Source organism: Microcoleus sp. Pol12A5, from assembly GCF_036701435.1.
GTDB lineage: Bacteria > Cyanobacteriota > Cyanobacteriia > Cyanobacteriales > Microcoleaceae > Microcoleus.
The window spans coordinates 1-25,677 of record NZ_JAUBQU010000060.1; the positions used below are offsets into that span (position 1 = coordinate 1).

At 45.5% G+C, this 25,677-nt stretch carries 21 protein-coding genes; 10 read left to right on the forward strand and 11 right to left on the reverse strand.

Annotated features, from left to right (window positions below; translation table 11 throughout):
• Window positions 1-191: 191 nt before the first annotated feature.
• The 3 genes from QUA45_RS16905 to QUA45_RS16915 form a co-directional block, all read right to left on the reverse strand.
• The gene (locus QUA45_RS16905) at window positions 192-1,085 is read right to left on the reverse strand and encodes a CNNM domain-containing protein (RefSeq protein ID WP_333221625.1); all 894 of its coding nucleotides are present in this window, start codon (window positions 1,083-1,085) and stop codon (window positions 192-194) included.
• Window positions 1,086-1,152: 67 nt separating this feature from the next.
• Window positions 1,153-1,332, reverse strand: coding sequence for a hypothetical protein (locus QUA45_RS16910; protein ID WP_333094509.1), 180 nt, complete (start codon window positions 1,330-1,332; stop codon window positions 1,153-1,155).
• Window positions 1,333-1,339: 7 nt separating this feature from the next.
• On the reverse strand, window positions 1,340-2,425 hold the full coding sequence (locus QUA45_RS16915; protein ID WP_333094510.1) for a hypothetical protein: 1,086 nt from the start codon (window positions 2,423-2,425) through the stop codon (window positions 1,340-1,342).
• Between the two features lie 111 nt (window positions 2,426-2,536).
• Between QUA45_RS16915 and QUA45_RS16920 the strand changes: the two genes are divergently transcribed.
• The 3 genes from QUA45_RS16920 to QUA45_RS16930 all read left to right on the forward strand — a co-directional run bounded on the left by QUA45_RS16920 (window position 2,537) and on the right by QUA45_RS16930 (window position 6,439).
• Entirely contained in the window at window positions 2,537-3,454 is a 918-nt protein-coding gene (locus QUA45_RS16920) for a YihY/virulence factor BrkB family protein (RefSeq protein ID WP_333221627.1), read from the forward strand.
• A gap of 561 nt (window positions 3,455-4,015) precedes the next feature.
• Window positions 4,016-5,281: a glycosyltransferase family 1 protein gene (locus tag QUA45_RS16925; protein WP_333221629.1), complete on the forward strand. Its 1,266-nt coding sequence runs from the start codon at window positions 4,016-4,018 to the stop codon at window positions 5,279-5,281.
• Window positions 5,282-5,383: 102 nt separating this feature from the next.
• Window positions 5,384-6,439 (forward strand): glycoside hydrolase family 104 protein, encoded by a 1,056-nt coding sequence (locus tag QUA45_RS16930; protein WP_333221631.1) that lies wholly within the window; start codon window positions 5,384-5,386, stop codon window positions 6,437-6,439.
• 116 nt (window positions 6,440-6,555) lie between these two features.
• On the opposite strand, the gene QUA45_RS16935 is transcribed toward QUA45_RS16930, so the two are convergent.
• From QUA45_RS16935 to QUA45_RS16945, 3 genes are all read right to left on the reverse strand, one after another.
• Entirely contained in the window at window positions 6,556-7,272 is a 717-nt protein-coding gene (locus QUA45_RS16935) for a DevA family ABC transporter ATP-binding protein (protein WP_333094514.1), read from the reverse strand.
• Between the two features lie 243 nt (window positions 7,273-7,515).
• Window positions 7,516-8,700 carry an ABC transporter permease DevC gene (gene devC / locus QUA45_RS16940; RefSeq protein WP_333094515.1) on the reverse strand — a complete coding sequence of 395 codons (1,185 nt, stop codon included), beginning with the start codon at window positions 8,698-8,700 and terminating at the stop codon, window positions 7,516-7,518.
• 148 nt (window positions 8,701-8,848) lie between these two features.
• Window positions 8,849-10,276, reverse strand: coding sequence for an HlyD family efflux transporter periplasmic adaptor subunit (locus QUA45_RS16945; protein WP_333221633.1), 1,428 nt, complete (start codon window positions 10,274-10,276; stop codon window positions 8,849-8,851).
• 114 nt (window positions 10,277-10,390) lie between these two features.
• Between QUA45_RS16945 and QUA45_RS16950 the strand changes: the two genes are divergently transcribed.
• Window positions 10,391-10,999, forward strand: a complete 609-nt coding sequence (locus tag QUA45_RS16950) for a TetR/AcrR family transcriptional regulator (RefSeq protein WP_333094518.1) — start codon at window positions 10,391-10,393, stop codon at window positions 10,997-10,999.
• 87 nt (window positions 11,000-11,086) lie between these two features.
• On the opposite strand, the gene QUA45_RS16955 is transcribed toward QUA45_RS16950, so the two are convergent.
• A complete protein-coding gene (locus QUA45_RS16955) occupies window positions 11,087-12,187 on the reverse strand; it encodes a flagellar assembly protein H (RefSeq protein WP_333221635.1) in 1,101 nt (366 codons plus the stop codon).
• Window positions 12,188-12,197: 10 nt separating this feature from the next.
• Entirely contained in the window at window positions 12,198-13,709 is a 1,512-nt protein-coding gene (locus QUA45_RS16960; RefSeq protein ID WP_333221637.1) for a mechanosensitive ion channel domain-containing protein, read from the reverse strand.
• Between the two features lie 989 nt (window positions 13,710-14,698).
• On the opposite strand from QUA45_RS16960, the gene QUA45_RS16965 reads away from it, so the two are divergent.
• Both QUA45_RS16965 and QUA45_RS16970 read left to right on the forward strand, forming a co-directional pair.
• Window positions 14,699-19,186: a PAS domain S-box protein gene (locus QUA45_RS16965; RefSeq protein ID WP_333221639.1), complete on the forward strand. Its 4,488-nt coding sequence runs from the start codon at window positions 14,699-14,701 to the stop codon at window positions 19,184-19,186.
• Window positions 19,187-19,191: 5 nt separating this feature from the next.
• Window positions 19,192-20,520 carry a response regulator gene (locus QUA45_RS16970; RefSeq protein ID WP_333094524.1) on the forward strand — a complete coding sequence of 443 codons (1,329 nt, stop codon included), beginning with the start codon at window positions 19,192-19,194 and terminating at the stop codon, window positions 20,518-20,520.
• Between the two features lie 19 nt (window positions 20,521-20,539).
• On the opposite strand, the gene hpsU is transcribed toward QUA45_RS16970, so the two are convergent.
• Window positions 20,540-21,217 (reverse strand): hormogonium polysaccharide biosynthesis acetyltransferase HpsU, encoded by a 678-nt coding sequence (hpsU, locus tag QUA45_RS16975; protein ID WP_333094526.1) that lies wholly within the window; start codon window positions 21,215-21,217, stop codon window positions 20,540-20,542.
• A gap of 55 nt (window positions 21,218-21,272) precedes the next feature.
• Here hpsU and QUA45_RS16980 point away from each other — a divergent pair, with 55 nt between their 5' ends.
• Window positions 21,273-22,070: a cation diffusion facilitator family transporter gene (locus tag QUA45_RS16980; protein WP_333221641.1), complete on the forward strand. Its 798-nt coding sequence runs from the start codon at window positions 21,273-21,275 to the stop codon at window positions 22,068-22,070.
• 95 nt (window positions 22,071-22,165) lie between these two features.
• Here QUA45_RS16980 and QUA45_RS16985 read toward each other — a convergent pair whose 3' ends face one another.
• A complete protein-coding gene (locus QUA45_RS16985) occupies window positions 22,166-23,101 on the reverse strand; it encodes a glycosyltransferase family 2 protein (protein ID WP_333094621.1) in 936 nt (311 codons plus the stop codon).
• On the opposite strand from QUA45_RS16985, the gene QUA45_RS16990 reads away from it, so the two are divergent.
• Complete coding sequence (locus tag QUA45_RS16990; protein WP_333094623.1) at window positions 23,010-23,222, forward strand: hypothetical protein; 213 nt, start codon at window positions 23,010-23,012, stop codon at window positions 23,220-23,222. The two genes, QUA45_RS16985 and QUA45_RS16990, sit on opposite strands and share 92 nt — an antisense overlap.
• Before the next feature lies 1 nt (window position 23,223).
• Here the strand turns inward: QUA45_RS16990 and QUA45_RS16995 are convergent, their stop codons facing one another.
• A complete protein-coding gene (locus QUA45_RS16995) occupies window positions 23,224-24,195 on the reverse strand; it encodes a glycosyltransferase family 2 protein (RefSeq protein ID WP_333221643.1) in 972 nt (323 codons plus the stop codon).
• A 186-nt stretch (window positions 24,196-24,381) separates the two neighbouring features.
• Between QUA45_RS16995 and cobU the strand changes: the two genes are divergently transcribed.
• Both cobU and QUA45_RS17005 read left to right on the forward strand, forming a co-directional pair.
• The gene (cobU, locus tag QUA45_RS17000; protein ID WP_333094529.1) at window positions 24,382-24,957 is read left to right on the forward strand and encodes a bifunctional adenosylcobinamide kinase/adenosylcobinamide-phosphate guanylyltransferase; all 576 of its coding nucleotides are present in this window, start codon (window positions 24,382-24,384) and stop codon (window positions 24,955-24,957) included.
• Between the two features lie 277 nt (window positions 24,958-25,234).
• Window positions 25,235-25,657, forward strand: a complete 423-nt coding sequence (locus tag QUA45_RS17005; RefSeq protein ID WP_333221645.1) for a hypothetical protein — start codon at window positions 25,235-25,237, stop codon at window positions 25,655-25,657.
• Window positions 25,658-25,677 lie beyond the last annotated feature (20 nt).

Consider the following 25,677-nt stretch of genomic DNA (forward strand, 5'->3'; position numbering starts at 1 on the left):
CCCTTCGGGTAATTCTGATAACTCCAGCAGTTCAATTTTCCCTTGTCGAACAGTAGCCCAAAGTGTTTTTAGCATATCCACCTCATAAATTGTGCTTTATGCAATTTGCAGATTTCTGGTAGATTGTCGCACTGAGCTGCTAATTACAACCTCACACATAGATCGAGGAAGTATTTAAGCCGGATTTAGGATCAATTTAACACAAGTTCTGGATGTTGCGGCTCAAATAAAGGGCGAGTCACCTGACGCAGTAGCACTGTTTCTAAACTGCCTTCTACCACATTTTCTGCTTCTATTTCTAATTCACCCCACAATAGCCGCTCGCCTTGATTGGGCATTTTACCCAAATTGTGGATCACGAACCCAGCGATTGTTTGGTAAGCTTGGTTAGTCGGCAGATTTAACCCGAGTTTTTCGTTAACTGCTGTCACTTCCCATAGGCCAGAAATTAGTGCCGAATGAGCATCTTTCTGAACGAGAGTTGCCTCGGAAGGTAACAGCAGCGGTTGAGACTCTTTACTGGTAATCCAACCAGTCAGCAGCCGCACGGTACCGTTGAGAATTGCTAGCAGCGGCCACAGTAATTTTGAGCAAAGTTCGAGGGCAGGCATCAGCAGCAAAGCGGTGCGTTCTGGGGCGTGGGTTGCTAATACTTTGGGAATGAGTTCTCCTAAGACTATTTCTACGTAAGTTACTAAGATAAAAGCTGCGGGAACTGCGATCGAATGAGCAGTCAGCACGGCCGACCAATGACCGATCGGCAATTTGTCGATCCACGGTTCGATCCAGTGTACAGTCGCTCCCTCACCCAACCAACCCAACAGCAAACTCCCTGCTGTTGTGCCAGTTTGAGTCACAGACAGGTAATGCGGTATGTTGTTTTGAGCTTGGTGGACGAGTTCGGCGGTTTTGGCGGTTGGGCGATCGTCCAAGTGGGCGAGTTGGCGGATTTGATGGCGATCGGCTGATACTAATGCTAGTTCTGACGCCACAAAAAAGGCGATTAAAAGTGTTAAGCCCACCAACATTGCTAATCTCAGCGTTGTTTGAGCGACTTCTATTTCCAGGCAAGTAAGGTTGTTCAAGATAGATATCTAATATGATAGAGGTTTGAGGTTAATTGTTTTATTTTAGCTTGGGATTTAGATAGGTTTATCCCCCGATATTTCGGATATCCCCACTACCCTTATTCGTAGGTACGCCGAGGAGGCGCACCTTACCCGTAGAACTTGTAAACTCTTTCTCTTCTCTTATCCTCCTTCGCCATAATAGGGCTAAGGCGAGTTTCATCGGTTCGTTCCAAACCATCCAATTCACAAAACCGGAACTCATTGCTGTATCAACTCTCCCTTACTCCCCGGAGTGAGTTCATTTCCGTAAACGTTTGCACCGGATCGGACTTCAAGCCGCCTTGAATGTAATTCAACTTCACTTCTTCCAACAAATCCGACAGCAGCGACTGCAATTCCCCGAGAGTTTTCTCATCTTGCAATTCCCGCCGCAAACTTTGATTAAATTCTTGGCTGAAATTATCGATAATTTTTCTACCTTTATCATCTTCGTAAGTAGTAGATACCACATCCACAGCAGTTTGAGCCAAATAATTCGCTAGCTGTTCCGTCATCTCCGTCGGCAAAATGTTAATCGGAGAGAAAGTTTGCAGGATTTGATAAAAATCCGACTGTTTGATTGTTGTTTCCAAATTGTGATGCAGCAATTCTTCCAAATCCGGTTGCACCTGTGGCAAAACTTTGTAAATTGTCAGATCCAAAATCCGCTTGGTAATTTGTTCGATCGTATTTTCCTGATTGACGTGAAGGTACGGCTGCTGCGCCAGCAACATCTGTGCCGCGTCGCCCTGTTTGATGGAAGTTTTAGCTTGATTGATAAACCGCACCATCATGTATTCCGACATCGTATTGGCTAAATAAGCCACCGGTTCATAGGTAACTTGAGCAACTACGCGATCGAGATTCACCAAACCCGACTTGTGAAGCCGCACCAATACCGGCAGAATCCGCCACCCCTGCCAAATCGGTATCACCAGAAACACCTCGTACCAGCGCCTCAGCACAAAATCAAACCAAGTTACCCCCGGTTTGCGGCGGGTGTGGAACAGACTTTTAATCAAAAATTCCGCCCCAAAAAAACCGATAAACAACGCATCAATTCGCCAAAACTGGTCAGCGCTTTTCAAATATTCTGGATTTTGTAAACTTGAATCAATGCCTTTAATCGGGTCATAAATTTTAACTAAACCTGGAAAATAGCTCTGATAAACAGGCCGCAACTGAAGGTAACTGAAATGGAAAAGTACGAGCAAAAAATTGACCACCGCTACTAGGGCGCTCAATTTTGCCCAAGAAATTGCTTTTTTGGACAATGTTATATCGGTGGTATTAACAGTTGTGTTGGAATCAGACATAAAAGTAATCTTCCGAATTTGCTAATCGATAAATCTATCTTGTGGCTGAGGCTAAAAAACTCTTAACCTATTAAGATCCCTTGGACGATAAGTATAAGGAAACCAAAGACCGTGAACTTAAAAACAGTCATATCGCTGCTCAAACAAACTTTTACTGAATGGCAAGAAGATAAAGCCCCAACCTTAGCCGCCGCCCTAGCCTATTACACAGTCTTCTCCCTCGCCCCGTTGCTAATTATCGTAATTGCGATCGCCGGTTTAGTCTTTGGTGCAGACGCAGCCCAAGGTCAAATCGTCGCCCAACTCCAAAGTTTAATCGGTAAAGATGGCGCCGAAACCGTCCAAGAACTGATCCTCAAAGCCTCCGAACCGAAGTCGGGAATGATTGCTACTTTAGTAGGTATCGCTACACTTTTGTGGGGCGCTTCCAACGTGTTTACTAATCTCAAAGAAGCCCTCAATACTATTTGGAATGTTTCACCGCCTCCCGGACGAGGAATCTGGGGATTTCTGCAAGACCGCATATTGTCTTTTGCAATGATTTTAGGCATAGGCTTTCTACTGCTAGTATCTTTAGTAATTAGTGCCATTTTAGCCGCCGTTAGCTATTGGTTGAACGGCTTGCTGCAATTACCAATCAACATTTGGCAGATTGTGGACTTTGCTATCTCCTTTGGCGTAGTTACGCTGCTTTTTGCGTTAATTTACAAACTTTTGCCCGATGTCAATCTTGCCTGGAATGATGTGTGGATCGGCGCCGCCATCACCTCAGTGCTGTTTACGATCGGCAAATCCCTAATTGGAGTTTACCTCGGAGGTAGCGGTATTGCCTCTACCTACGGTGCTGCGGGATCGTTCGTAATTATCCTGCTTTGGATTAATTATTCCGCTCAAATTCTCTTCTTAGGTGCCGAGTTTACCCAAGTTTGGGCTAACCGATACGGATCTCTAATGCCAGGTTCGCGAAAGAATATCCTAAACAGCGAAAACGGTGAATCCTCCGCACGCAAACATCGGAATAACTCTTAAGATTAGACAAACCGGAAATTAGAAGTTAAACTCGCACTCCTGGTTTGACATAAGAAGCCACAAGCAACAAGCAAGAAGGAAGGCCGAAGGCGGAAGGAAAGAAAAATTTTGAATGCAATAATTTTGCTTTTTTTCGCTGGCCCTGTAACATTCGGTCTTCGGGACAACCGACTTCTGCTTTGGATAAAGCTTTACTTATTTATCCAGAGGGGTAAAACTATACCTTCGACAGATCTGGCATCTCTAGCAGCAAGCTAAAAGCAGGCTCTAGTTAGAGATGGCTAGAAGGTGCGAGTTTGACACAGGCAATAATACGGAAAATTCCCTTCACCCTCGTTCATTTCCATTTAGATTATCTAGATTTTTAGCTGCTCCACGTCTCTGTCAGCAGAAGGAAGTCGTATGTAAATTTTTCCCTGCAACTTATCCCTGAAGGATGATTTATCGATCCCGCATTTTGACTTTAATACAAATTAGCTAGAAGATTCCAGTCCCGGCGCAGCAGCCAAAATGGCACTTTCAATCTTCTCCTAAAAATTTTTAAATTTTCGGTAAAAAAGCATGAATTCCTTAACTAAAAAACGCATCGCTCTCATTTCCGTACACGGTGATCCCGCTGTAGAAATTGGCAAAGAAGAAGCGGGCGGGCAAAATGTTTACGTGCGTCAAGTAGGAGAAGCTTTGGCTAAACAGGGGTGGCAAGTTGATATGTTCACCCGCTTATCCGATCGCCAACAAGCAAGAATTGTACAGCACAGTCCCAATTGCCGGACAATTAGGCTAGTAGCAGGGCCACAAGAATTTATTCCCCGCGATGAACTTTATGGATATTTGCCAATCTTTGTTCAAGAATTTCACAAATTTCAGTTAGAGTCAGGCTTTCAATATCCCTTAGTTCACACAAATTACTGGCTGTCTTCTTGGGTGGGAATGGAGTTGAAAAAATCGCAACCTCTGCTGCAAGTTCACACTTACCATTCTTTGGCAGCAATTAAATACAAGTCGGTTTCGACAATTCCGATGATTGCCAAAACCAGGCTGCAAGTAGAAAAAACACTTTTGGAAACAGCCGATCGCGTAGTGGCTACCAGTCCCCAAGAAAAAGAACACATGAGGTCTCTGGTTTCCTCAAAAGGCAATATTGACATCATTCCCTGCGGTACCGACACTGAAAGGTTCGGCTCGATCGCCCGATCGACGGCCCGCCGCCACTTGGGCATAGCCCCCGAAACCAAAGTCGTGTTGTACGTCGGCCGTTTCGACCCCCGCAAGGGCATAGAAACCTTAGTCCGCGCCGTTAGTCTGTCGGCGGTGCCCAAAGCCGATTTAAACCTCATAATTGGCGGCGGGTGGCGTGAGGGGGAAAGCGACAGTAAAGAGCGCGATCGTATCGGCAGCATCGTTGAAGAACTCGGTCTGAGCGACATTACCAGTTTTCCCGGCGCCTTGAGCCGAGACATTCTCCCCGCCTATTACGCAGCCGCCGATGTGTGCGTCGTTCCCAGCCACTACGAACCCTTCGGTTTAGTCGCCATTGAAGCGATGGCCTGCGGCACGCCAGTAGTCGCCTCCGACGTGGGAGGGCTGAAATATACTGTAGTGCCGCAAGAAACAGGTTTGCTTGCGCCGCCGAAAAATGAAGCAGCCTTTGCCGATGCGATCGATCGCTTGTTAGTTGACTCAGTATGGCGTCAGCAACTGGGACACACAGGCCGCCAGCACGTCGAAACCTATTTCAGTTGGGACGGTATCGCCTCTCAACTGGGTCAACTTTACACTCAACTGCTCGAACAATCGGTCATTCAGCTTGACCCGGTGAGCGCTTAGTAGTATCACTTAGTATGGTTGAAGCCAGTTTCCCTTGCTCCCTGTTTCACTCATCCGTTCTCACTGGGAACCTTCAACTAGAAGTGATATCAGGAGGTACTCTTGTACGCGCCAGAACATCTGGGAAGCCATCTGCAACCCATTTCAGACATCGAGCTAATTCGCCTCTGGGTGGAGCAAAAATCCCCCCGCAGCAAGCGCTTTAGCTGGCAGGCGGCCAACCGTTTTCGGCTGTTTGTAGAAAAACCGCTGGCAGAAGTGACTCTAACTGATGTCGAGACTTTCGCTGCAGCAATGAGATCTCGAAAACTTGCACCCGGTTTTTACAAGCAAACCTTGCTAGCGCTGAAATCGCTGTTCGCCTTCGGCCAGCAAACGGGAATCTTGCCCGCAGTCCTCCCTCTGCACGGGTGGCCTGTGCGGCAGCGCAGGCAACTGTCCAAACGCCTCCGTTTTAAACTTTCATGGAGTTTGTGCATCTGTTTATGCTTTTTTTTGGGTCGAATTACCCCGAGACTGTGGGGGCAATCGGTCTCGGCAGAAAGCTCGCCCACCCCGAAACGTCTGCCGGAAGTTGCGGCCCTCGATTCACCAGACCTCAGAGAGGATAACATCGAGCGCGATCGTAAATCGGAAACTGCAACCCTCAATTCACCAGAGCCCATACAGGATAACAGACTCGATAGCATCGGCCCGGAACGTCGAGTAAAAGCCTTTCTCGACACAATTGCCGCCGCCGAAGGAACCGCTAGCGCCGACGGCTACCGCACTCAGTACACCGGCACGAAATTTGTCAGCTTTAAAGATCATCCTAGGGAAATGAGGTGCGGCCGCCGCTATGGCAAAAAACTATGTTCCGACGCAGCAGGGCGATATCAGTTTCTCAGCACCACTTGGGACAGATTTGCCAAAAAAATTAGCATCAGCGATTTCAGCCCGCAAAATCAAGACCTTGTAGCTGTAGAGTTAATCCGAGAAAAAGGTGCATTAGAAGATATAGAAGCGGGTCGATTGGAGCCAGCAGTCAGAAAACTCGCTTACATCTGGCCTTCTTTTCGGCGTTATGGCGGTTCCGTGGAATCGTCGATGCCCAAACTCGAAGCAATGTACCTGCAAAATTTGGGGATTGACCGCCCAGGATTGGTTGTTAGCAATTAGTGAATAGTCCTCGGACGAGTTTAGATTGGGGTTTGGCAATTTTGGATTAAATTTTGACATCCAAAATTGAAAATGAGGGAGTTATGGGTGATGTCTATTCTTCGGAAATTTAAAAATTAGGCTAATTTTCCATCTTCCATGTGAAGGATGCGATCGGCAATATCCAAAATTCGGTTATCGTGGGTTACTAACAAAATAGTACAACCCTGTTCTTTGGCTAATTGCTGCATCAAATTCACCACTTCGCGACCGGATTTGCTGTCCAGGGCGGCTGTTGGTTCGTCCGCTAAAACAATTTGCGGTTGGCTGACCAAAGCGCGGGCGATCGCAATTCTTTGTTTCTGTCCTCCCGACAAGTCATCTGGATAATAGTTAATCCGCTGTTCCAGTCCTACTAACTTTAGCATTTTTGCAGAGCGATCGCGCATTTGAGAACGCGACAAATTGCCGTGAACTTCCAAACCCATTTGCACGTTTTGCAGCGCCGTCAAACTGCGGTGTAAATTATGCGCCTGAAAAATATAGCCAATTTTGCGTCGCGCCTTTACCAATTGGTCCGCACTCGCTTTGCACATTTCTTGACCGAGAATTTGGAGACTTCCCGATTGACCGGATCTCAATCCGCCAATCAAAGTTAAAAGCGTAGTTTTTCCAGAACCAGAAGGCCCCGTCATCAGCACGATTTCACCTGCTTTAATTTCGAGATTAATGTCAAAAAGTACCTGTTTTCGCAGTTGACCTTGACCGAAGTAGTGGTCGAGGTGGTGCGCGGAAATTACAGGTGCAGGAATCTGTAATGCGTTGGTTGTTGGGTAGAGAGTAGTAGAATTCATATGTTATTGGTTTGAGGTTGGAGATTTAATTAAGACACAAGGTTGCCTAAATCTTTGATTAAGAGGGAAACCGCAGATGAACGCAGATGAAGGCAGATGGATTTCAAGATTGGTAAATTTTTCACTTCAAGTCTAATAAACCGCTTTTGTCGCCAAAAAGGCAGAGGAAAAAGAAGAGAAAGATTGCAAAAATATGTTTTTAGTCAGGGCTTTAGTCTTTCATACTCTCTGATTCATTTTCCCTTAAAACATATCTGCTGGATCGGCTGCTTGCAGTTTACGAGTGGCAATTGCTCCTGAAATAGTGCACATAATCACGTTCAAAATTAACACTGCAACTGCTCGAATCAGCGTCATGTACAGGGGTAAATTTGTAGCTTTGCGAGTTAAAGAGTAGAGTCCGAAAGAGACTCCTACTCCTGGCAAAAAACCGAGGACGGAAAGAATTAGAGCTTCTTCAAAAACGATACCGAGTAAATAAACATTGCGGTAGCCCATTGCTTTGAAAGTAGCGTATTCTCCCATGTGGTCGCTGACATCGGTTGAGAGAACTTGATAAACAATAATTACACCAACGACAAAACCCATCGCGACGCCTAAGTTAAATACAAAGCCGATCGCAGTATTCTTAGCCCAATAGTTTTTCTCAAAATCGATAAATTCTTGTTTGGTTAATACCTTGACATCCGGCGGTAAATATGCTTTTAAAACTTGTTGAACTTCCACGGGGTCAGCACCCGGTTGCAGTTGAATTAATCCGGCATTAACACTGGCGGCGTTTTGTCTGGGAAACAGGCGCAGGTAATTTTGATCGCTAGTCATCAAAATACCGTCGGCGGCAAAAGATGCTCCAACTGTGAATAAACCGCTGACGTTAATCGTGCGCCGCTCTACCTCAGCTTTAACGACTTTTCCTCGATCGATTTGCGCGATCGTTCCTTGGTAATCTCCCCTAGAAGCTCGATCGAACAGCACAGTATCCGGCAATTTAATCGCGCTCAAATTTTGGTTAACTTCTGGAAGCGCAAACGCAGGGTGATTCGGATTGAAACCGACCACCATCAGCGACGTTTCGCGTCGAGTTTCGGGATTTTTCCAGTTAGCAATTTTCACGTAAAGCGGCTCGGCTGATTTCACGCCCGGTACGTTCATTGCTTGATACAATCTGCGCCTGGGGAAGGAAGACAAATTAATCAAGTTTCGCGCTTGTGGGTGAATCAAAACTAAGTCTGTTTGCAAGGTTTGGTGCAGGCGCGTATTGCTGGTGTAAAGCGCATTTTGGAAGCCTAACTGCATGAACATCAAAACGTCAGCAAAGGCAATTCCTGCGACTGCAACGGCCATTCGGCCTTTGTCGTGACTCAGTTGCAGCCATCCGAGGGAAGTTCTGCGTCTTAACTGTTGTAAGGGTTTTATGAGTCCAATCATAGGATTTTAGATTTTAGATTTTGGATTTTGGATTGAAGAAAGCGACCCTGGGGTTTAAGTCTTCTTAATCTTTAATTTCCCCGATCGATTTTAGATTTTAGATTTTGGATTTTGGATTGAAGAAAGCGACCCTAGGGTTTAAGTCTTCTTAATCTTTAATTTCCCCGATCGCCACTTTGACTTGCAAATTGGTTAATCCCGCTACTTTCTGGCTGGAAGCTTCATCTAAGCGCACTTTTACTTCCACAATTCGACCATCAATATTCGCAGAAGGATCGGTGTTAACAATGTTTTGCCGCTGCACTTGCAAACCAATATGTTCGACAGTTCCCCGCAATTCGCCGGTCAAAGCATCGCTAGTAATTTTGGCGGTTTGTCCGAGGCGTACTTTGTCCACATCGCTTTCGTAGATTTCCGCAACAGCCAGCATCTCGCGAGTTTGTCCGAGTTCGACAATGCCGTCGTTTCCCACCCTTTCCCCCGGATGCGTGTGAATTTTCAGGACTTGGGCGTCTCTGGGAGCACGGATGTAAGCTAGATCCAGATTGGCTTTGGCTTGTTTGGCTGCTGAAGTGGCGGAACTGACTTCGGCGGCGGCTGCTGCTATGTCAACCGGACGCACTTCGGCGATGCGATCGAGATTTGCCGCTGCTTCATTAATCTGCTGTTGTCGGGATTGCTGAATTTGGCTGAGTTTGGCTTGGGCTTCGTTAATTTGCTGTTGGCGGGATTGCTGAATTTGGTTGAGTTTGGCTTGGGCTTCGTTAATTTGTTGTTGGCGGGATTGGCGAATTTGATCCAGTTTTGCCTTTCCTTCGTTGAGTTGCTGTTGGGCTGTTTCGGCTGCGAGGCTTTTGCTGTCGCTAGTTGAGGCGGAAATTGCTCCCTGTTCATACAGTTGGGAGTAGCGCCGATCTTCGCTTATGGCGTTGCGGAGTTCGGCTTGTAGACGGGCAATTGCGGCTTGTTGGGTTTGAATTTCACCTTGTTGTTCGGCCCTGATGCGGGCAATTGTGGCTTGTTGCGCTGCAATTTCGGTGCTGCGATCAATTTCTAGACGGGCAACGATCGCCTGTTGCGCTGCGATCTCGTTGCTGCGATCGGCGGATAAACGGCTAATAGTCGCTTTCTGGGCTTGGATTTCGCCTTTTTTGGCTCCTGCTTTCACTTTTGCTAGGTTTGCCTCAGCGACGCGCACCTGTTCTTGAGCTTGGTCGAGGGCGGCTTGCTGGCGATCGCGGCTGTCCAAAATTGCGATCGTCTGACCTGTTTTCACCCTGTCTCCCTCTTTTACCAACAGTCGATCGATCCGGTTTCCTTCCGTGGCACCGGAGGCGGAGACTTTAATTACTTCTCCCCTGGGTTCGAGTCGCCCCAAGGCTGTAACTGTCCTTAATTGGGATGCCGCCACGGATGCTGCTGCGGCTACTGCGTTGGGATCGGGTATGCGCGATCGCCAGATCGTGTAGCCTGTGGTTCCCCCTGCCGCCAGGGTTGCTAGTGCTGCCACAACTAGGAGTTGTTTAACTAGGGATGGAGTTGAGGATAAGCCGTCTGCTGTTGGTTGGTGTACCATGACATACCTCTTTTTGATAAATAAAACTAAACCGTTTAGTTCTGATACGTTCTTATACTAAACCGTTCAGTATAATGATGTCAAGAGCCCAAATAAAAATTACAGAAGCAAGGTATGGCAAGGACAAAACCGATCGAACCAGACGCAGCAGGAGGTGACAAAACCGAGCAAATCCTGCAAGGTGCGATGCAAGAATTTTTAGCCCACGGCTACGCGGGCACGAGTATGGACAAGGTAGCGAAGACGGGAGGAGTTTCCAAAGCCACGGTTTACAGCTATTTTGCAGATAAAGAAGGATTATTCGCGGCCTTGGTACAGCGGCTGGCGCGAAAAAAAGTCCATTTTACAGTTCTGGATGAAGAACCGGCTGTAGCGCTGCGATTCGTTGCCACAAATGTATTGGATCAGGTGACCCAGGAACCTGAATTTCTCAATTTTGTGAGGTTAGTGATTGCGGAATCGGGGCGTTTTCCCCAGTTAGCGCAGACATTTGTGAGAAACTTAGCTAAACCGGGTATCGATCGGCTAGCGGAATATTTGGCATCGCATCCAGAGTTAAAATTGCCCGATCCCGAGGCAACAGCGCGGATTTTTATTGGATCTTTGGTATATTTCCAGTTAACGCAGCATATGATGCACGGCAAAGAGATTCTGCCAATGGAGCGCGATCGACTGATCGACGGTCTGCTGCACTTGATTTTGTCGCCGCAGTCCAATTCCTAAAGTGCGATCGACAGAATCGAGGAATTTTATGTGAGAATTTTCGCAGCCATAAAGAGCAAGATCGCTTTATGGCTGCGATCGCAGGTTTTAGTCAGGTGTTTTTCCTAACCTGTCCCTCAATTCCTCAGCCGATAACTGCGGTAGTTGTTCTACAAACAATGCCAATTCTGTCACAGGCAAAGCCAATAAATTAGTAACGGCTGTAGGCAGAAGATCGCCCAATTCAGGCGATCGCATTTGCAACGCACTTTCAGCTAACAATTTTACCGCTGCTTCCCGCCCTGTTTCATCGACTGTCAGCATCGAGATTGCCAGCAACAGCACTGTAAATTCTGCCGCCGCCAACTTGGATATTGGAGATAGAAAAACAGTCATTTTGGGGCTTAATTCTCCGAATCTAACTCGCAGAAAGTTTTCTAAGATTAAGCGCTGTTGTTCTTGTCTGCCTCGTTCTAGTCCTTCTTCTCTAGCTTGTTGCTGTGCTGCTTGTATTTGTTGTTGAAAAAGTGGTGCAATGGCCATAATTAACTCCCGCTCTTCTGGCTCTAATTCTTGTGGCCCATCGGTTACTAAATTTGACTGTAACCGATACAGCAATTCTAGCGCGATAATCCGCAACGGATCGTCGGCAGCTAAAGCGCTCAATTGGGAAATAGCCCTTTGCTGCACTCCCCCTTTGCCTAAAATCCTCAACCACAGAGTTTCTGGAGTTTCTGGCAACTGGCGGATCGCCACAATTGCAGTTCGCAAAGATTCACCCAAAAAATAGATTCCCTGCATCCAATTCTCTGTGTCTGGTATCGCATTAAAGCTATCTACCAATGCTTTCGATGCTGTGGGCATCAAAATCCACAGTTTGGGTAACTGAGCGTCATCATAGCGAGTATTTTCTCTCCTAAATTTCCGTTCCAATTCACCTCGCACGTCCAATAACTTCCCCAGACAGCTACAAATTTCGCTGACGTTGGCAGGATTGCGAAACGGTTCAAAAATTGCAGTTGTGTTTGCCATTTTTCCCAACAATCCCAGGGTTTCTGAGTATGCGGGAATTGCGGTTCGGGGAGTAAAATAAACATCTATTTCTCGTACTTCGGAAGTCACATCGCGGCCGATATTAACCGTTCCGAGCGGCGACAGCAATTCCTCCAGGTATTCTTTGGCAAAAAGATCGTGAATAAATCGCGTCATAGAAATTATTTCAAACACTAAATAGATTTTTTAACCGTTTTCTCACCCATTCTACAGGATTTTCCTCCTCTTCTGCTGCATCTACTAATTCCATTTCTCGCAATAATTGCTGTCTCTCGCTTAGTTCTTCTTTGTGCTTGACTATTTCTTTAATAATCTGTTCCGATAAATCAGGTCGTTCCGTTAAAACTTTCTGGAAACCTTCTTTATTGATGGCAAACAAAATTGTTTCTTCTAAAGCTCTCACCGAAGCAGTTCTGGGGATTCCCAACATCAAAGAAAGTTCCCCGAAAAACTGACCAGTGCCGAGGTTATTCAGATGTTTGTCAATAGCTTCCACAAAAACTTCGACTGAACCTGAAAGAATCATGTAAAAAGCATCTCCAGGGTCGTTTTCGTGAAATAAAAATTCTTGCGGTCGCAGCCGTTTGCGGTACCCAACTTCAATCAATTGCCGCAATTCAAGATCGGTCAGGTTTTCAAAGTATTCCACCTCTCGCAGCAAACAACTAAGGGAAGATGGCTTTTTCACTCCCTCGCCAAAAAATTGCGGTTTTTGCTCATTTTCCGAGTAACTATTCGAGAGATCAATAGCAATTTCTTTTTTGTTAAATATTGACAACAAAACTTCGGGGTTTTGTAAATAAATTTCTCTGTCATTGAATGGAAATTCGATTTTTTGCTGGCGGAAATTGTATTCAATTGCAAAATTCAAAGAACTTTTAATTACTTCTCTTTCAGTCGGTCTGTCCGTCCAAACTAAAAGTTCAAATTTAAAACTATCATCACCAAATTCGACAAACAATACTTTTGGATTCGGTTCGTATAAAACTCCCGCTTCCGCGTAAGCAATATTTAACAGAGTTTCTGTAACTAACAGCGGGTTACTATTCTCCGCTACTTCTACGGGAACTCGCAGACACAGTAGCGAGTTTTCGTAACTCCAATTAACAATTTTGTTGCTAATCATTTTGCTGTTGGGAACTATGACGCTGGAGTCCTCAATGGTTTGGATGATTGTCGATCGAATCGAGATTTTTTTGACTATTCCCATTAATCCTTCTAATTCTACAAAGTCTCCGACTTTCACGGGTCTGTCTAAAAGCAGCGTTAAGCCGCTGACAAAATTAGTTGTTAAATCTTGGATGCCAAAGCCAATTCCGACTCCCAGCCCCCCCGCAACTACTGCAAAAGAAGCGAGGTTGAAGCCAATGCTTTGGATGGCGACTATCACCCCCAAAGCTACTATTAAGTAGCCAATAATTACTGCGATAGCTTCCCGATTTCCCTCGTCAATTCCCAGTCTGACAAGCAAGCTTTCCTTAAGAAAGTTGGTAAAAGAGCGTGCTATCACAAGGATAGCCATAAACAATACAATCAGTTCCACCAGTGACTGCAAAGATACAGGATTTTCACCTATTTTAAATAGGGTAGCGGTAAATATTTGCGAGATATGTGTGAATACTTCTTCTGGTATTGTATTTAATTTAAATTCAGGCTTTAAGGTTGTTTGTGTTGTCATTTTTCAAGGGGAGTAGTAAAAAATAAAGTCCTCAGTACCAAATGTAAAAATAAAATACTGAACTCGTAATCATAAATTTTAACCTATTTTTAGTGGCAAAAAAAGTGAAGTCGTTACAGAGAGATATGCTTCCTCATACTACGCAGTTATCCCTATTGCCAATTTTTTGGCTACCTGGTCTTCGCAGGCCTGCGGTTAGTGCGCCACTTTTTCGCGATCCAAGAGCAAACTCATCTATTATTAAAGCGATCGCTCTACTAACTTTAGTCAACATTAACTCGATTCGAGTTTATCATACCCTCCACTAATTTTTTTTTGAAGTCCCGTTATCAACTTAAGCAGGGATTATTGAATGACTCTTTAAGTGGACAAGTCAAATATGCAAGTATTACAATGACTTTAACTGGTGGGAGACATATTGCTATTAATCTGCTAGTTGCGTGCGTTTTGTGTATATCTAAGTGAAAATTTAACTGAATCTAGCTAAAATTGATAACGTTCCAAGAATACTTGGCACTCTACCTACCTGGAGGAAAAACTATAACTTAATCACATTTGTCAATCAGTAAAATTACTGAAAATACTTGCTTGTTCAGGAGTGGATAATTGGTGGTCTGGGGTTGGGTGGAAATAAATATCGCGCGATACATGATCGCTCGATCGCCCAAATCTAAATTCTCCACCCAAAACCTGAGTAAATACTGAGCATAATTGCTGATTGACAAACGCTTCCCTAGCTTAGGTTGTCACCAACGTTCTACCAATAGGATTGATTAGGAATAGAATTGATGAGCAATAGAACTGCTTGGCGATACATCCGAAGAATTAACTGAAATATTGTCGCAAGGTATACATATATCGCCGATTGAAAACCGAATGGTCGCCCTACTGAAGGTTTTCTTCAGTAACCAAATAGGAAACAAGGAAAACCTTGCGATCGCGCCATTGGAAAGAAGTTTTAGAATAATAGCTGAAATGCACGAGCCAAGATGAGCAAATTCCCACCAGAGAAAACCCAACCGCAACAGCAAGAGAGCACAACAGCACAGAGATTGCGACAGGCTCACTTCGACGCTTTTTTTGCAGGTGCCAACGCCGGACTGCTGATTTTTGACCGCCAACTCCGGTATGTCCAAATTAACGAAGTTTTGGCCCAGATGAATGGCGTTTGTGTGGCAGACCATATTGGTAGGTCAGTGCGTGAGGTGCTGCCAGAATTGGCTCCGACTGTGGAACCAATGCTGCAAGACATTCTGGATACGGGCAAGCCAATTCTTGACTATGAATTAGTGGGTGAAACACCGAAAGAACCGGGCATCGTGCGCTACTGGCAAGCATCTTACTATCCTTTGTTGGATGAAAATGGCTTGGTTTTTGGTCTTGGTGGGATTGTAATTGAAATTACCGATCGCAAGCGGGCAGAACAAAAGCAGGCACGACTGACGGCAATTTTGGAAGCAACTTCCGACTTAGTAGGAGTTTCTGATGCGGCTGGGCACAGCGTCTATCTCAACAAAGCCGGACAGGAAATGCTGGGGATATCCCCAGAGGAAGCACGATCGCCGTTTACTATAGATTCTGTATTAGCTCCCTCGGCAAAAGCAAAGTTCCACAACGAAATAATTCCCAGCGCCTTGCGAGAGGGGAGGTGTGCGGGTGAAATCCTATTTTTGTCACGCGATGGGGAAGAAATTCCAGTCTCCCAGGTTTTGATCGTCCACAAAACAGAAGCGGGCGAAGTAGAGTTTATTTCCACTATTGCGCGGGATATTCGCGATCGCAAAAAAGCAGAGGAAGAAAGGCAATTGCTCGCTACAACGATCGAGAATAGCCGTGACTTTATTGGCGTGGCCTCAATGGATGGTCGCCCGATGGTAGTGAATCAAGCTGGTCTGGATTTGGTGGGACTCAGTAGTTTGGAGGAAGCCAAAACCAAACACATTACCGACTTCTTCATGGCAGAAGATTTGGACTTGGTACAGCACTCTATTCTGCCTGCTGTAATGCAAGAGGGAAGTTGGCGGAGTGATTTCCGCTTCAGACATTTCCAGACAGGTCAACCCATCCTGGTAGATTACACCCTATTTTTGATTAAACATCCAGAGACTAATGAACCGGTAGGGATTGCGACTATTACGCGGGATATTCGCGATCGCAAAACCGCAGAAGATCTCCTCAAACAAAGTGAAGAACGATTTCGTTCTTGGATGGAAGCTAGCGCTCAAATTATTTGGAATACCAATGCTGAAGGCGAACTCGTTAGCGAACAACTCGCTTGGACTGCATTTACAGGACAGACATTTGATGATTACAAGGGATGGGGCTGGCTAGACACGTTCCACTCAGACGATCGCGCTCATGTTGCTAGCGTCTGGTCGGCTGCCTGTGCCAATGGCTCCCTCTATGAAGTTGAATTTCGTATGCGTCGCTATGACGGGGAATATCGCTACATGAGTTGTCGCGGTGTACCAATTCTGAACGCGGATGGTTCAATTCGGGAATGGGTTGGAGCTAATACAGATATTACCGATCGCAAACAAGCTGAAGAAGCTCTCCGCGAACAGCAAGCTGTGCTGCGCGATCGCAACCTCTTGCTGAGCTCTATTTTGGAAAGTACGCCAGACATCATTGTGGTTAAAGACCGGGAAGGCCGATATGTTGCCCTTAATTCCTTTGTGGCAAACTTATTATTTGACGGTAAACCCATAGAGGAGATTGTGGGTAAAGATGATTCGGAACTGATGCCCCCTGCTGCTGCCGTTCCAATAATGGCAAAAGACCGGGAGATTATAGAAACAGGTACTACTGAAACCTACGAAGAAGAAATTTCAAATGGTGAGACCAGCAATTATTTTTTAACCACAAAAGCCGCTTGGCGGGACGGTCAAGGCAATATTCTCGGTATTATCGCCATAGCGCGAAACATTAACGATCGCAAACAAGCTGAAGCCCAGATGCGCGATCGTAATGCACTGCTAAACTCAATTTTGGAAAGTACACCAGACTTCATTGTCGTTAAAGATCGGGAAGGGCGTCATGTTGCCCTTAACTCGAATTTGGCAAACTTCATAGGCAAGCCAATTGAGGAAATCATCGGCAAAGATGATTTGGAATTACTGCCGCCTGACAGTGCCCGTGCAATTATGGCGAAAGATCGCCAACTCATGGAAGCAGGAATCACTGAGAGTTACGAGGAAGATGTCTCTCAGGGTGAAACCACCGCGACCTTTTTCACTACCAAGGCTCCTTGGCGGGATGCTAAGGGCAATATCCTCGGCATCATCGCCACCACACGAGATATTAGCGATCGCAAACAAGCCGAAGATGCTCTAAAACAAAGCGAAGAACGCTATCGTTCGCTAATGGTTGCCACATCCCAAATCGTCTGGGCAACGGATGCTGAAGGAATAGGCACTGATCTACAGAGTTGGAGAGCTTACACCGGGCAAACTGAAGCTGAAGTGCTTGGTTTAGGCTGGTTAGATCCAATTTATCCGGACGATCGGGAACGAACGAGTCAGGCTTGGATGGAAGCAGTGCAAACGAAAAGCCTGTTTGATATAGAATATCGAATCCGGGGAACGGATGGAAACTATCGTTATTTTCAAGGTAGGGGAGTACCAATTGTGGATGAAAATGGCAACATCCGCGAGTGGGTTGGTACTTGCAATGATATCCACGATCGCAAACAAGCCGAAGATGCTATCAAACAAAGCGAAGAACGCTATCGATCGCTAATCCTTGCCATTTCCCAAATTGTCTGGACAACGGATGCTGAAGGAAGATGCCAGGATTCACCGAGTATGAGAGCTTACACCGGACAAACGGAAGCTGAGGCGGTTGGTTTTGGCTGGTTAGATACAATCCACCCGGACGATCGCGAACGAACAGTTCAGGTGTGGATGGAAGCAGTGCAAACGAGAAGCCTGTTTGAGATGGAATATCGAATGCGCGGAACGGATGGAAACTATCGTTATTTCCAAGCTAGAGGGGTGCCACTTCTGGAAGAAGATGGCAGCCTCCGGGAGTGGGTTGGCACTTGTATCGATATCCACGATCGCAAACAAGCAGAAATCTTACAGGCAAAAGCCAGGGAAGCCGCAGAAGCAGCTAGTCGGGCCAAAAGTGAATTCCTTGCTAACATGAGCCACGAGTTGCGGACTCCGCTTAATGGCATCATGGGGTACGCGCAGATTCTTCAGCGTTCCAAAGTCTTGAATGAAGAAGAGCGATCGCGCATTGATGTCATTTATCAGTGCGGTTCCCATTTACTGACCTTAATCAATGATATTCTCGATTTGTCGAAGATTGAAGCACAGAAAGTGGAACTCATGCCCACGGATTTTCATTTCCCGGCGTTCCTGCAAGGTGTCGCAGAAATGTGCCGTATCCGAGCTGAACTAAAGGGAATTCAGTTTCATTTTCCATCAAGCCCCGAACTCCCGATCGGTATTCGTGCGGATGAAAAACGCTTGCGACAAGTGTTAATTAATCTTTTAAGCAACGCTATTAAATTTACGGATAAGGGCACTGTTACTTTTATAGTCAGTTTTGCCACAGAAGAAAAAATTCGCTTTGAAATACGCGATACAGGTACCGGCATTGCACAAGATCAACTCCAAGCTATCTTTCAGCCCTTCGAGCAGGTAGGAGATCGCAGGCGGCAGACGGAAGGTACGGGATTGGGACTGGCAATTAGCAAAAGGATTGTAGAACTAATGGGCAGTACCATTCAGGTTAAAAGTGAGATGAATGTTGGCAGTATTTTTTGGTTTGATGTCAATCTATCTCAAGCCGATGAATGGGTAAAAACATCTCAAATTGACCATCGCGGGCAGATTATCGGCATCAAAGACCGCCAACCTAAGATTGTGGTTATTGATGACAAATGGGCTAACCGTTCGGTAATTAGCAATTTGCTCAGTCCGATCGGCTTTGAGGTGTCTGAAGCGAACGATGGGCAGGAAGGCTGGGAAAAAATTCTAGAGGTGCAGCCAGATTTAATCGTTACCGATTTATTAATGCCCGAACTAGATGGCTTCGAGCTAATTAAGCGGGTTCGAGAATCGGAAAATTTCAAAGACATCATCATTATTGTCTCTTCGGCCAGCGTATTTGAAACCGATCAATACAGAAGTTTAGAAGCAGGAGGCAACACTTTTATTCCCAAACCTGTTCAAGCCACGGAACTACTACAAAAATTGCAACAGTATCTTGATTTGGAATGGGTTTATGAAGCTAATGAAGATCCACTGGCGAGAGCCTCAGACACCAACGAACTAATTGCCCCGCCTGCTACAGAAATGGAAATGCTATACGAGCTGGCTATGAAAGGAAATTTCCTAGAAATAGTTAAGCAGGCGGTATTACTTGAAGCAATAGACCCAAAATACATTCCCTTTGCTAAAATATTGCATCAGATGGCAAAGGACTTTCAAGACGAAGAGATTATAACGTTTATTCAGTCCTACAAGTAAGGTTTATGAATTCAGAAATTCAAGCAAACGGTACGATTCTTATAGTTGATGACAATTCAGCTAACTTAGGTGTATTATCTGATGCCTTAAGCCAAGCAGGATTTGAAGTTCGGGTTGCGAAATCTGGAAAAATGGCACTAGAGCGAGTTAAATATGCTCTACCAGACCTAATCTTACTAGATGTCATGATGCCGGAGATTGATGGATTTGAAACCTGTCGTCGATTACAGGCTAATCCAGAAACTAAACAGATTCCCGTTATATTTATGACGGCGCTCTCGGATACGGCTAATAAAGTTGAGGGGTTTAAGCTTGGGGCTGTAGATTATATTACCAAACCCTTCCAACAGGAGGAAGTATTAGCTCGGGTCAAGCTGCATTTAAAGCTTCATGTTCTAGCTGAAAAATTAGAAGAAAAAAATACCTTATTGGAGCAGAAAGTTTTAGAAGTTAGCCAAGCCTATGAAGATTTACAACAAATGCAACTTAAGTTAATCCAAAGCGAAAAAATGTCCGGCTTAGGGCAAATGGCCGCTGGGATTGCTCATGAAATAAACAACCCTATAAATTTCATTTCTGGTAATTTGGGTTATGCCCAAGAGTATGCTCATAACTTACTAAAAATTATACACCTCTATCAAGAAGATTATGTAAATCCTACCCCTCGGATTCAAGCAGCAATGGATGAAATAGAACTGGAATTTGTGGAGGAAGATTTTATAAAAGTTCTTAACTCAATCAACTTAGGAACGCAGCGCATCCAGGAAATTGTCAAGTCTATGCGAATCTTTTCTCGCCTAGATGAGGCAGAGGTGAAAGCTGTAAATATTCATGAAGGAATTGATAGTACACTCACCATCCTGCATCATCGTTTAAAAGCAAAACCAGAGCATCCTGAGATTGAACTAATAAAAAAGTACGGTCAGCTTCCACCAGTAGAATGCCATGCCGGACAATTAAATCAAGTGTTTATGAATATTATTTCCAATGCCATTGATGCTTTAGATGAATCAAATCAGCAGCGTTCCTTTGCAGAAATCAAACAACACCCGAACCGAATTGAAATTTCTACACAAGTAATTGATGAGAATTGGGTGGCTATTCATATTAGTGACAACGGTCGAGGAGTTTGCGAAACTTTAAAGCCGAAACTATTTGACCCTTTTTTTACTACCAAACCGATCGGTAAAGGAACTGGGTTGGGGTTATCTATCAGTTACCAAATTATCGTTGAAAAGCATGGGGGCAGATTATACTGCCAGCCTGGATTAGGAAAGGGAATAGAATTCGTCATTGAAATTCCAATTCGGCAGCAAGCTTGTAAAGCTGCTTAGTTTCCCGGTGCAATGTCTCTTATGAACTTTGGTTAATTTCTCGCCGATAGCGGGGACGACAAGGTGTTCCTGTACAAATAAAGCCTGCAGGCATATTTTTAAAGACGCTGCTGCGAGCTCCAATTAACGTATTTGCACCGATTTCGACACCTGGACCAATGAAGCAGTCGGCGGCAATCCAAACGCCGTTATTAATGATTACAGGTGCTGTTATTAAGCTAAAGGCTGGGTCTTGAGGGTCATGAGTGCCGGTGCAGAGGTAGCTTTTTTGAGAAATGACGCAGTGTTTGCCGATCGCTATTCGATCGAGACTGTACAATACAACATCATCTCCGATCCAACTGTAATCGCCGATTTCAACTTTCCAAGGATAGGTAAAACGAGCCGTGGGACGAATGAACGCACCCCGACCTATTTTTGCTCCAAATAACCGCAGCAAGCCGCTTCTGATGCCGTTAAAAGGGTGTGGAGTGAGGGGAAATGCGATCGCCTGCACGAACCACCAAAGCAAAATTAGCCAACCGGGCTTTCCCCGATCGAACTTTGATTGGTTGTACAGCCGCAAATCAACCCAAGATTCCCCTGTTAAACTATTTGGCTGGTTGTCTCTAATTGAACTATCCTTTATTTCAGGATTTGGGGAATTTGCGATCGGATTTTCCGGATATTGGTTCGGATTTGGTCTATAATCGGTCATTGATAGTTAATTTAATGTTTAATTTAAAATCGACTTTAACCTTAAGGACTGCTGCATGACATTTCTAATTAGGGAAAATTTTGACTCTGACAACGCCAAGGATATCGCACAAGGCGAGAATATAAATCCCAGAATTGGCAAAGTGCGACTTTTACAAACAGCATTGGTACTGCTTAGCAGCTTTTTTGTAGCAGAGTTAATCGCCGCACTTAATTCTCATAGTTTGTCCCTATTAGCAGATGCGAGTCACGTCTTTTCAGATGTAGCAGCTTTAGCAATAACTTTGACAGCCACTTGGTACTCCTCAGTCAAACGCAAAAGTAAATCCGTAGATTGTACGATCGCACAATCGTCAATCCCTGAACGAGGAGAAATCATTGCTGCTTTAATTAATAGTATCAGTTTAGTGGCGATCGCCCTGTGGATAGCCTCCGAGTCGATCGCCCGTTTGCAGTCCCCAACTCCCGAAGTAGAAGGGCTCCCGATGTTAATTACCGCCATAGTTGGTTTAAGCATCAACTCGATTAATGCTTGTTGCTTGCATTCCTGCTGTCACGGCGACTTGAATCTCAAAAGCGCCTTTCTGCACGCAGTCGCCGACATTTTTTCGTCGGCTGGAGTAATTTTAGCTGCGATCGCCGTCGCGTGGCTGCACTGGAATTGGGCTGACGGCTTAATTAGCTTGCTAGTATCAGCATCAATTATTTTATTAACTCTACCATTGCTAATCGAAAGCATCCAATTGCTGCTGGGCAAAGTATCAGCAATATCCGCAAGTCAACAGCCTTGTGATTGCGAAAAAGTGAGCGCAGAAAAATTGCTGTTCCCATCCCTAGAAGAACTTATTAAATGAAAATCCCTCAAGCCGCTCGGTAGGGTGTGGGTTTCCTAATTCCCAATTCCCAACTACCAATTCCTAATTCCCAATTCCCCCATGCCTCCAAAATATTAAGGCAATTTCACTTCTGTCTCCTGAGTTATAACTACTGGCGGCGACAGAGGCGGATCTGGTTCTGCCACATTCAACTGACCGCCACAACAACGCAACTCGTAAAGTTTTGCATTAATTTGATACTCATATTGACTCAATAACCTTGCATAAATATAGCCAGCTTTTCCATCCAAAAAGCCTAACTGAATGAAGTAAAATAAAATAAATCTGAGCATTGGTTTAAAAGGCAGCCACACCCAAACTTTTTTGAGAAATCGCTTTCGCTGTACGGCATCTCCAAATAGGTGAGCACCAATAGTGCCGCTGTCGTCGCGCCCTTCAATAATATTGTAATAAACCCGAGCTTCCCAATTAGAATAGCGGTTGTGCCGTTCTATCCAGTGAAATAAATCGCGATAATCCTCGTGGATCATGTCATTTTTTAAGTAGCCGACTTGACCGGCTAAAATGACGTGTTCGTGAACTTCGTTGTCGCCAGTATTGGGTACGGATTCAGTGCCGAGGTTTTCGTAACGTCCTTTTTGATGCTTGAACAAACGCAAATTCCAGTCGGGATATCGGCCGCCGTAACGCAGCCACTGGCCTAAAAAGAATACTTTGCGGTTTAGGTAGTAGCCGTCAAAATTGGGGTCTTCGATCGCCTGCGCGATTTCGTCCCAAAGTTCTGGGGGAATGCGCTCGTCGCAATCGACAATTAATACCCATTCGTTGCGAAAAGGCAGATTGTCCAATGACCAATTTTTCTTTTTCGGCCAGCGGTTGTCGAAGTAGAATTGCACTACTTTTGCGCCGGTGCTGATGGCAATTTCTACCGTGCGATCGCTGCTTTGGGAATCAACCATGAAAACTTCATCCGCCCTAGCAATGCTGGCCAGACACGCTGGTAGATTAAGTTCTTCGTCTTTTGCCGGAATGAGAACGGAAACCGGAATCTTGGATGAACTAGATGTCATAATCGAGTGCTTGAACCTGAATGCGGTCGAATTTTGGTGGATGAAGTGCGATCGGCACAGCCGCGCCAACGAGTTGAGCAGCGAGGGATATTGCCTATAGCCTAATACCTAGTGGTCGATTTCGGTGCAAAAATCAGGCCGTGGATGGCTGCGCTCAAATAACCGATTTGACCCCAGGCAAAAACGAAATTTTCAAAGCGCAGCGCCGGATCTCTAATATATTTAAAAGACTTCCAGATACCCCTCAAGATTCTTTCACCCCCTCGCCCAAGCTGAGCAATACCGTCTCGATCCGACAATTGTTCGCGATAACACTCGCTGACGCCTTGCCACCACCCGCGCTCTAGAAACCAAGCTTTGTTGAGCCTTCCTGCAGCGACATGGTGAAGCACTAGGGCCTCCGGTAGATAAACTACTTGCCAACCTAACTCTAAAGCTAATTCTGTGGTTCGCAACTCTTCATTTGACAGCAACTTTTTGCCGACTCTACCGAGTTTGACATCGAAGCCGCCAATTTGTTCGAGAAAAGCGCGCCGGATTGAGTAGTTTACTCCCCTGGGAGTCAAACCGGCAGCAGTGACGTACAGGCAAGTATCGCCTAAATCGTATGCTCCCAAGTTCTGGGCTAATCCCGGTGACAGCCATGGGGGCGGGCTGACTCCAGAAGGCCAGAGCAAATTGACTTTGCCACCAGCTACGGCGAGTTTTTGATTGCTTTGATAAGCCGCCTGCAGCACCCTGAGCCAATTCGGCTCAGCAATAGCGTCGTCGTCGAGATAAGCCAATATTTCGCTGCTAGCTTGCTTAGCGCCTGTGTTCCGGGCTACTGACAGACCGATTTCGGGTTCCCAGACGTACTTGAGGCGCCGATCGCCCTGTCTTGCTTCTACCACCTCGCGGGTGCGCGAAGTGGAACTTTCGGGGCTTGCATAATCGGTAGAAGCGTTATCCACTACTACTACTTCAAAGTTGTCGGGAAAATCCTGTACCAGCAAGCTGTCGATCGCCCCACCTAAATAGGCGGCGCGATTGTGGGTGCAAATAATCGCTGATATCTGAGGACGATCTGGCATAAATAACAGCTTGGGAAATACGGGGGTTCTCGATCGACTTACTCTGATATTGTCTCATCAATGCTATTATCGCTTAAAAAGCATTTGGTAGTTGGCAGTTTAAATGATAATGGGTAATTGGTAATTGGTAATTGGTAATTGTGTTTAATCATTTGTATCTGACTAATGACTGCTGACTAATAACTAATGACTAACTCAGAACCAACCACATCTAGACAATTAATCTTAGTAACTGGGCCTGCCCGAAGTGGCAAAAGTGAATGGGCCGAAACTCTGGCGGCGGGTTCGGGCAAACAAATAATCTATGTGGCTACCAGTCGCGTTGATGAAACGGATTTGGAGTGGCTTCGTCGCCTCGATGGGCACCGAAATCGCCGTCCAGTTGATTGGGCAACTCTAGAAGTGCCGATCGAATTATCGGCCGTTGTGCGGGCCAGCAAGCCCTCAGATTGCTTGTTGATTGATTCCCTGGGAACTTGGACGGCAAATCTTTTGGAACAAGAAGCTGCTGTTTGGGCTACTACGCAGCAAGATTTGCTAGCTAGTTTGAAGTCGGCGGCGGCTGATGTAATTTTGGTAGGGGAAGAAACCGGATGGGGCGTTGTGCCTGCTTATCCGGCGGGGCGGCTGTTTCGCGATCGCCTCGGCACTCTCGTGCGCCACATCGGGGCGATCGCCAATAATGTTTATCTCGCCACCGGAGGTTACGCCTTGGATCTCAGGGCTCTGGGTACCCCGCTGCCGCCCGTAGCGAAAAATTAACAGCCGGAGTCGCGATCGACAAGAGAGAAAACATCTCGGTTTCCCGACGGACAATTTTAACTGAAAATTAGGTATAATTTTAACTAAGATTGAAAAGTCAAGACTCACATAAATTAGTCAAAAAACATACTCCCTAGAGGGAACAGCCCAACAATTTAACATGAGGAATAGCCAAATTTTGAAATTATGTAAAAGATAAAATGTCTCTTAAGAAAGAGTGCTAATTTCAAATTAAAAGTCTAAAATAATCAATTAGTTGAAGGGTTGACTAAAAGTTATGGCATCAGATCGTGAAGTAAGAAAATATATTGCTTACTGGTTTCAGTTAGGCAAAAAAGTATTAATTCGCAATGGTTCCGAAGCGCTGCTGCCCAAATCGGTAAATGCGGGCGATCGCTACAGCCAGGAATTTGAAGAGTGCTGGCAAAAAATTATCTCCCGCGACAGCGGAGACTGTTACCTCGAAGGCACAAACGAAACAATTGCCCAACTGCTGACACCAGCTTGGGAAATCAGTCCCTGCGCGCGCTGCGCTATGCCCGTAGTATTCAAAAAAACCGGAATGCCCCCGGAGTTCTGTCCCTGTCACGACTTACCGAACTGGCCCGATACCGAAATGCCCCAACCTCGATCGCCCGTCAGCAGCCAATCGCAATTGTCAGGCATTCGCGATCGACTCAGAAGATCCAGCAGCGAGTAAGTATATAAGAAGGAAGAAGG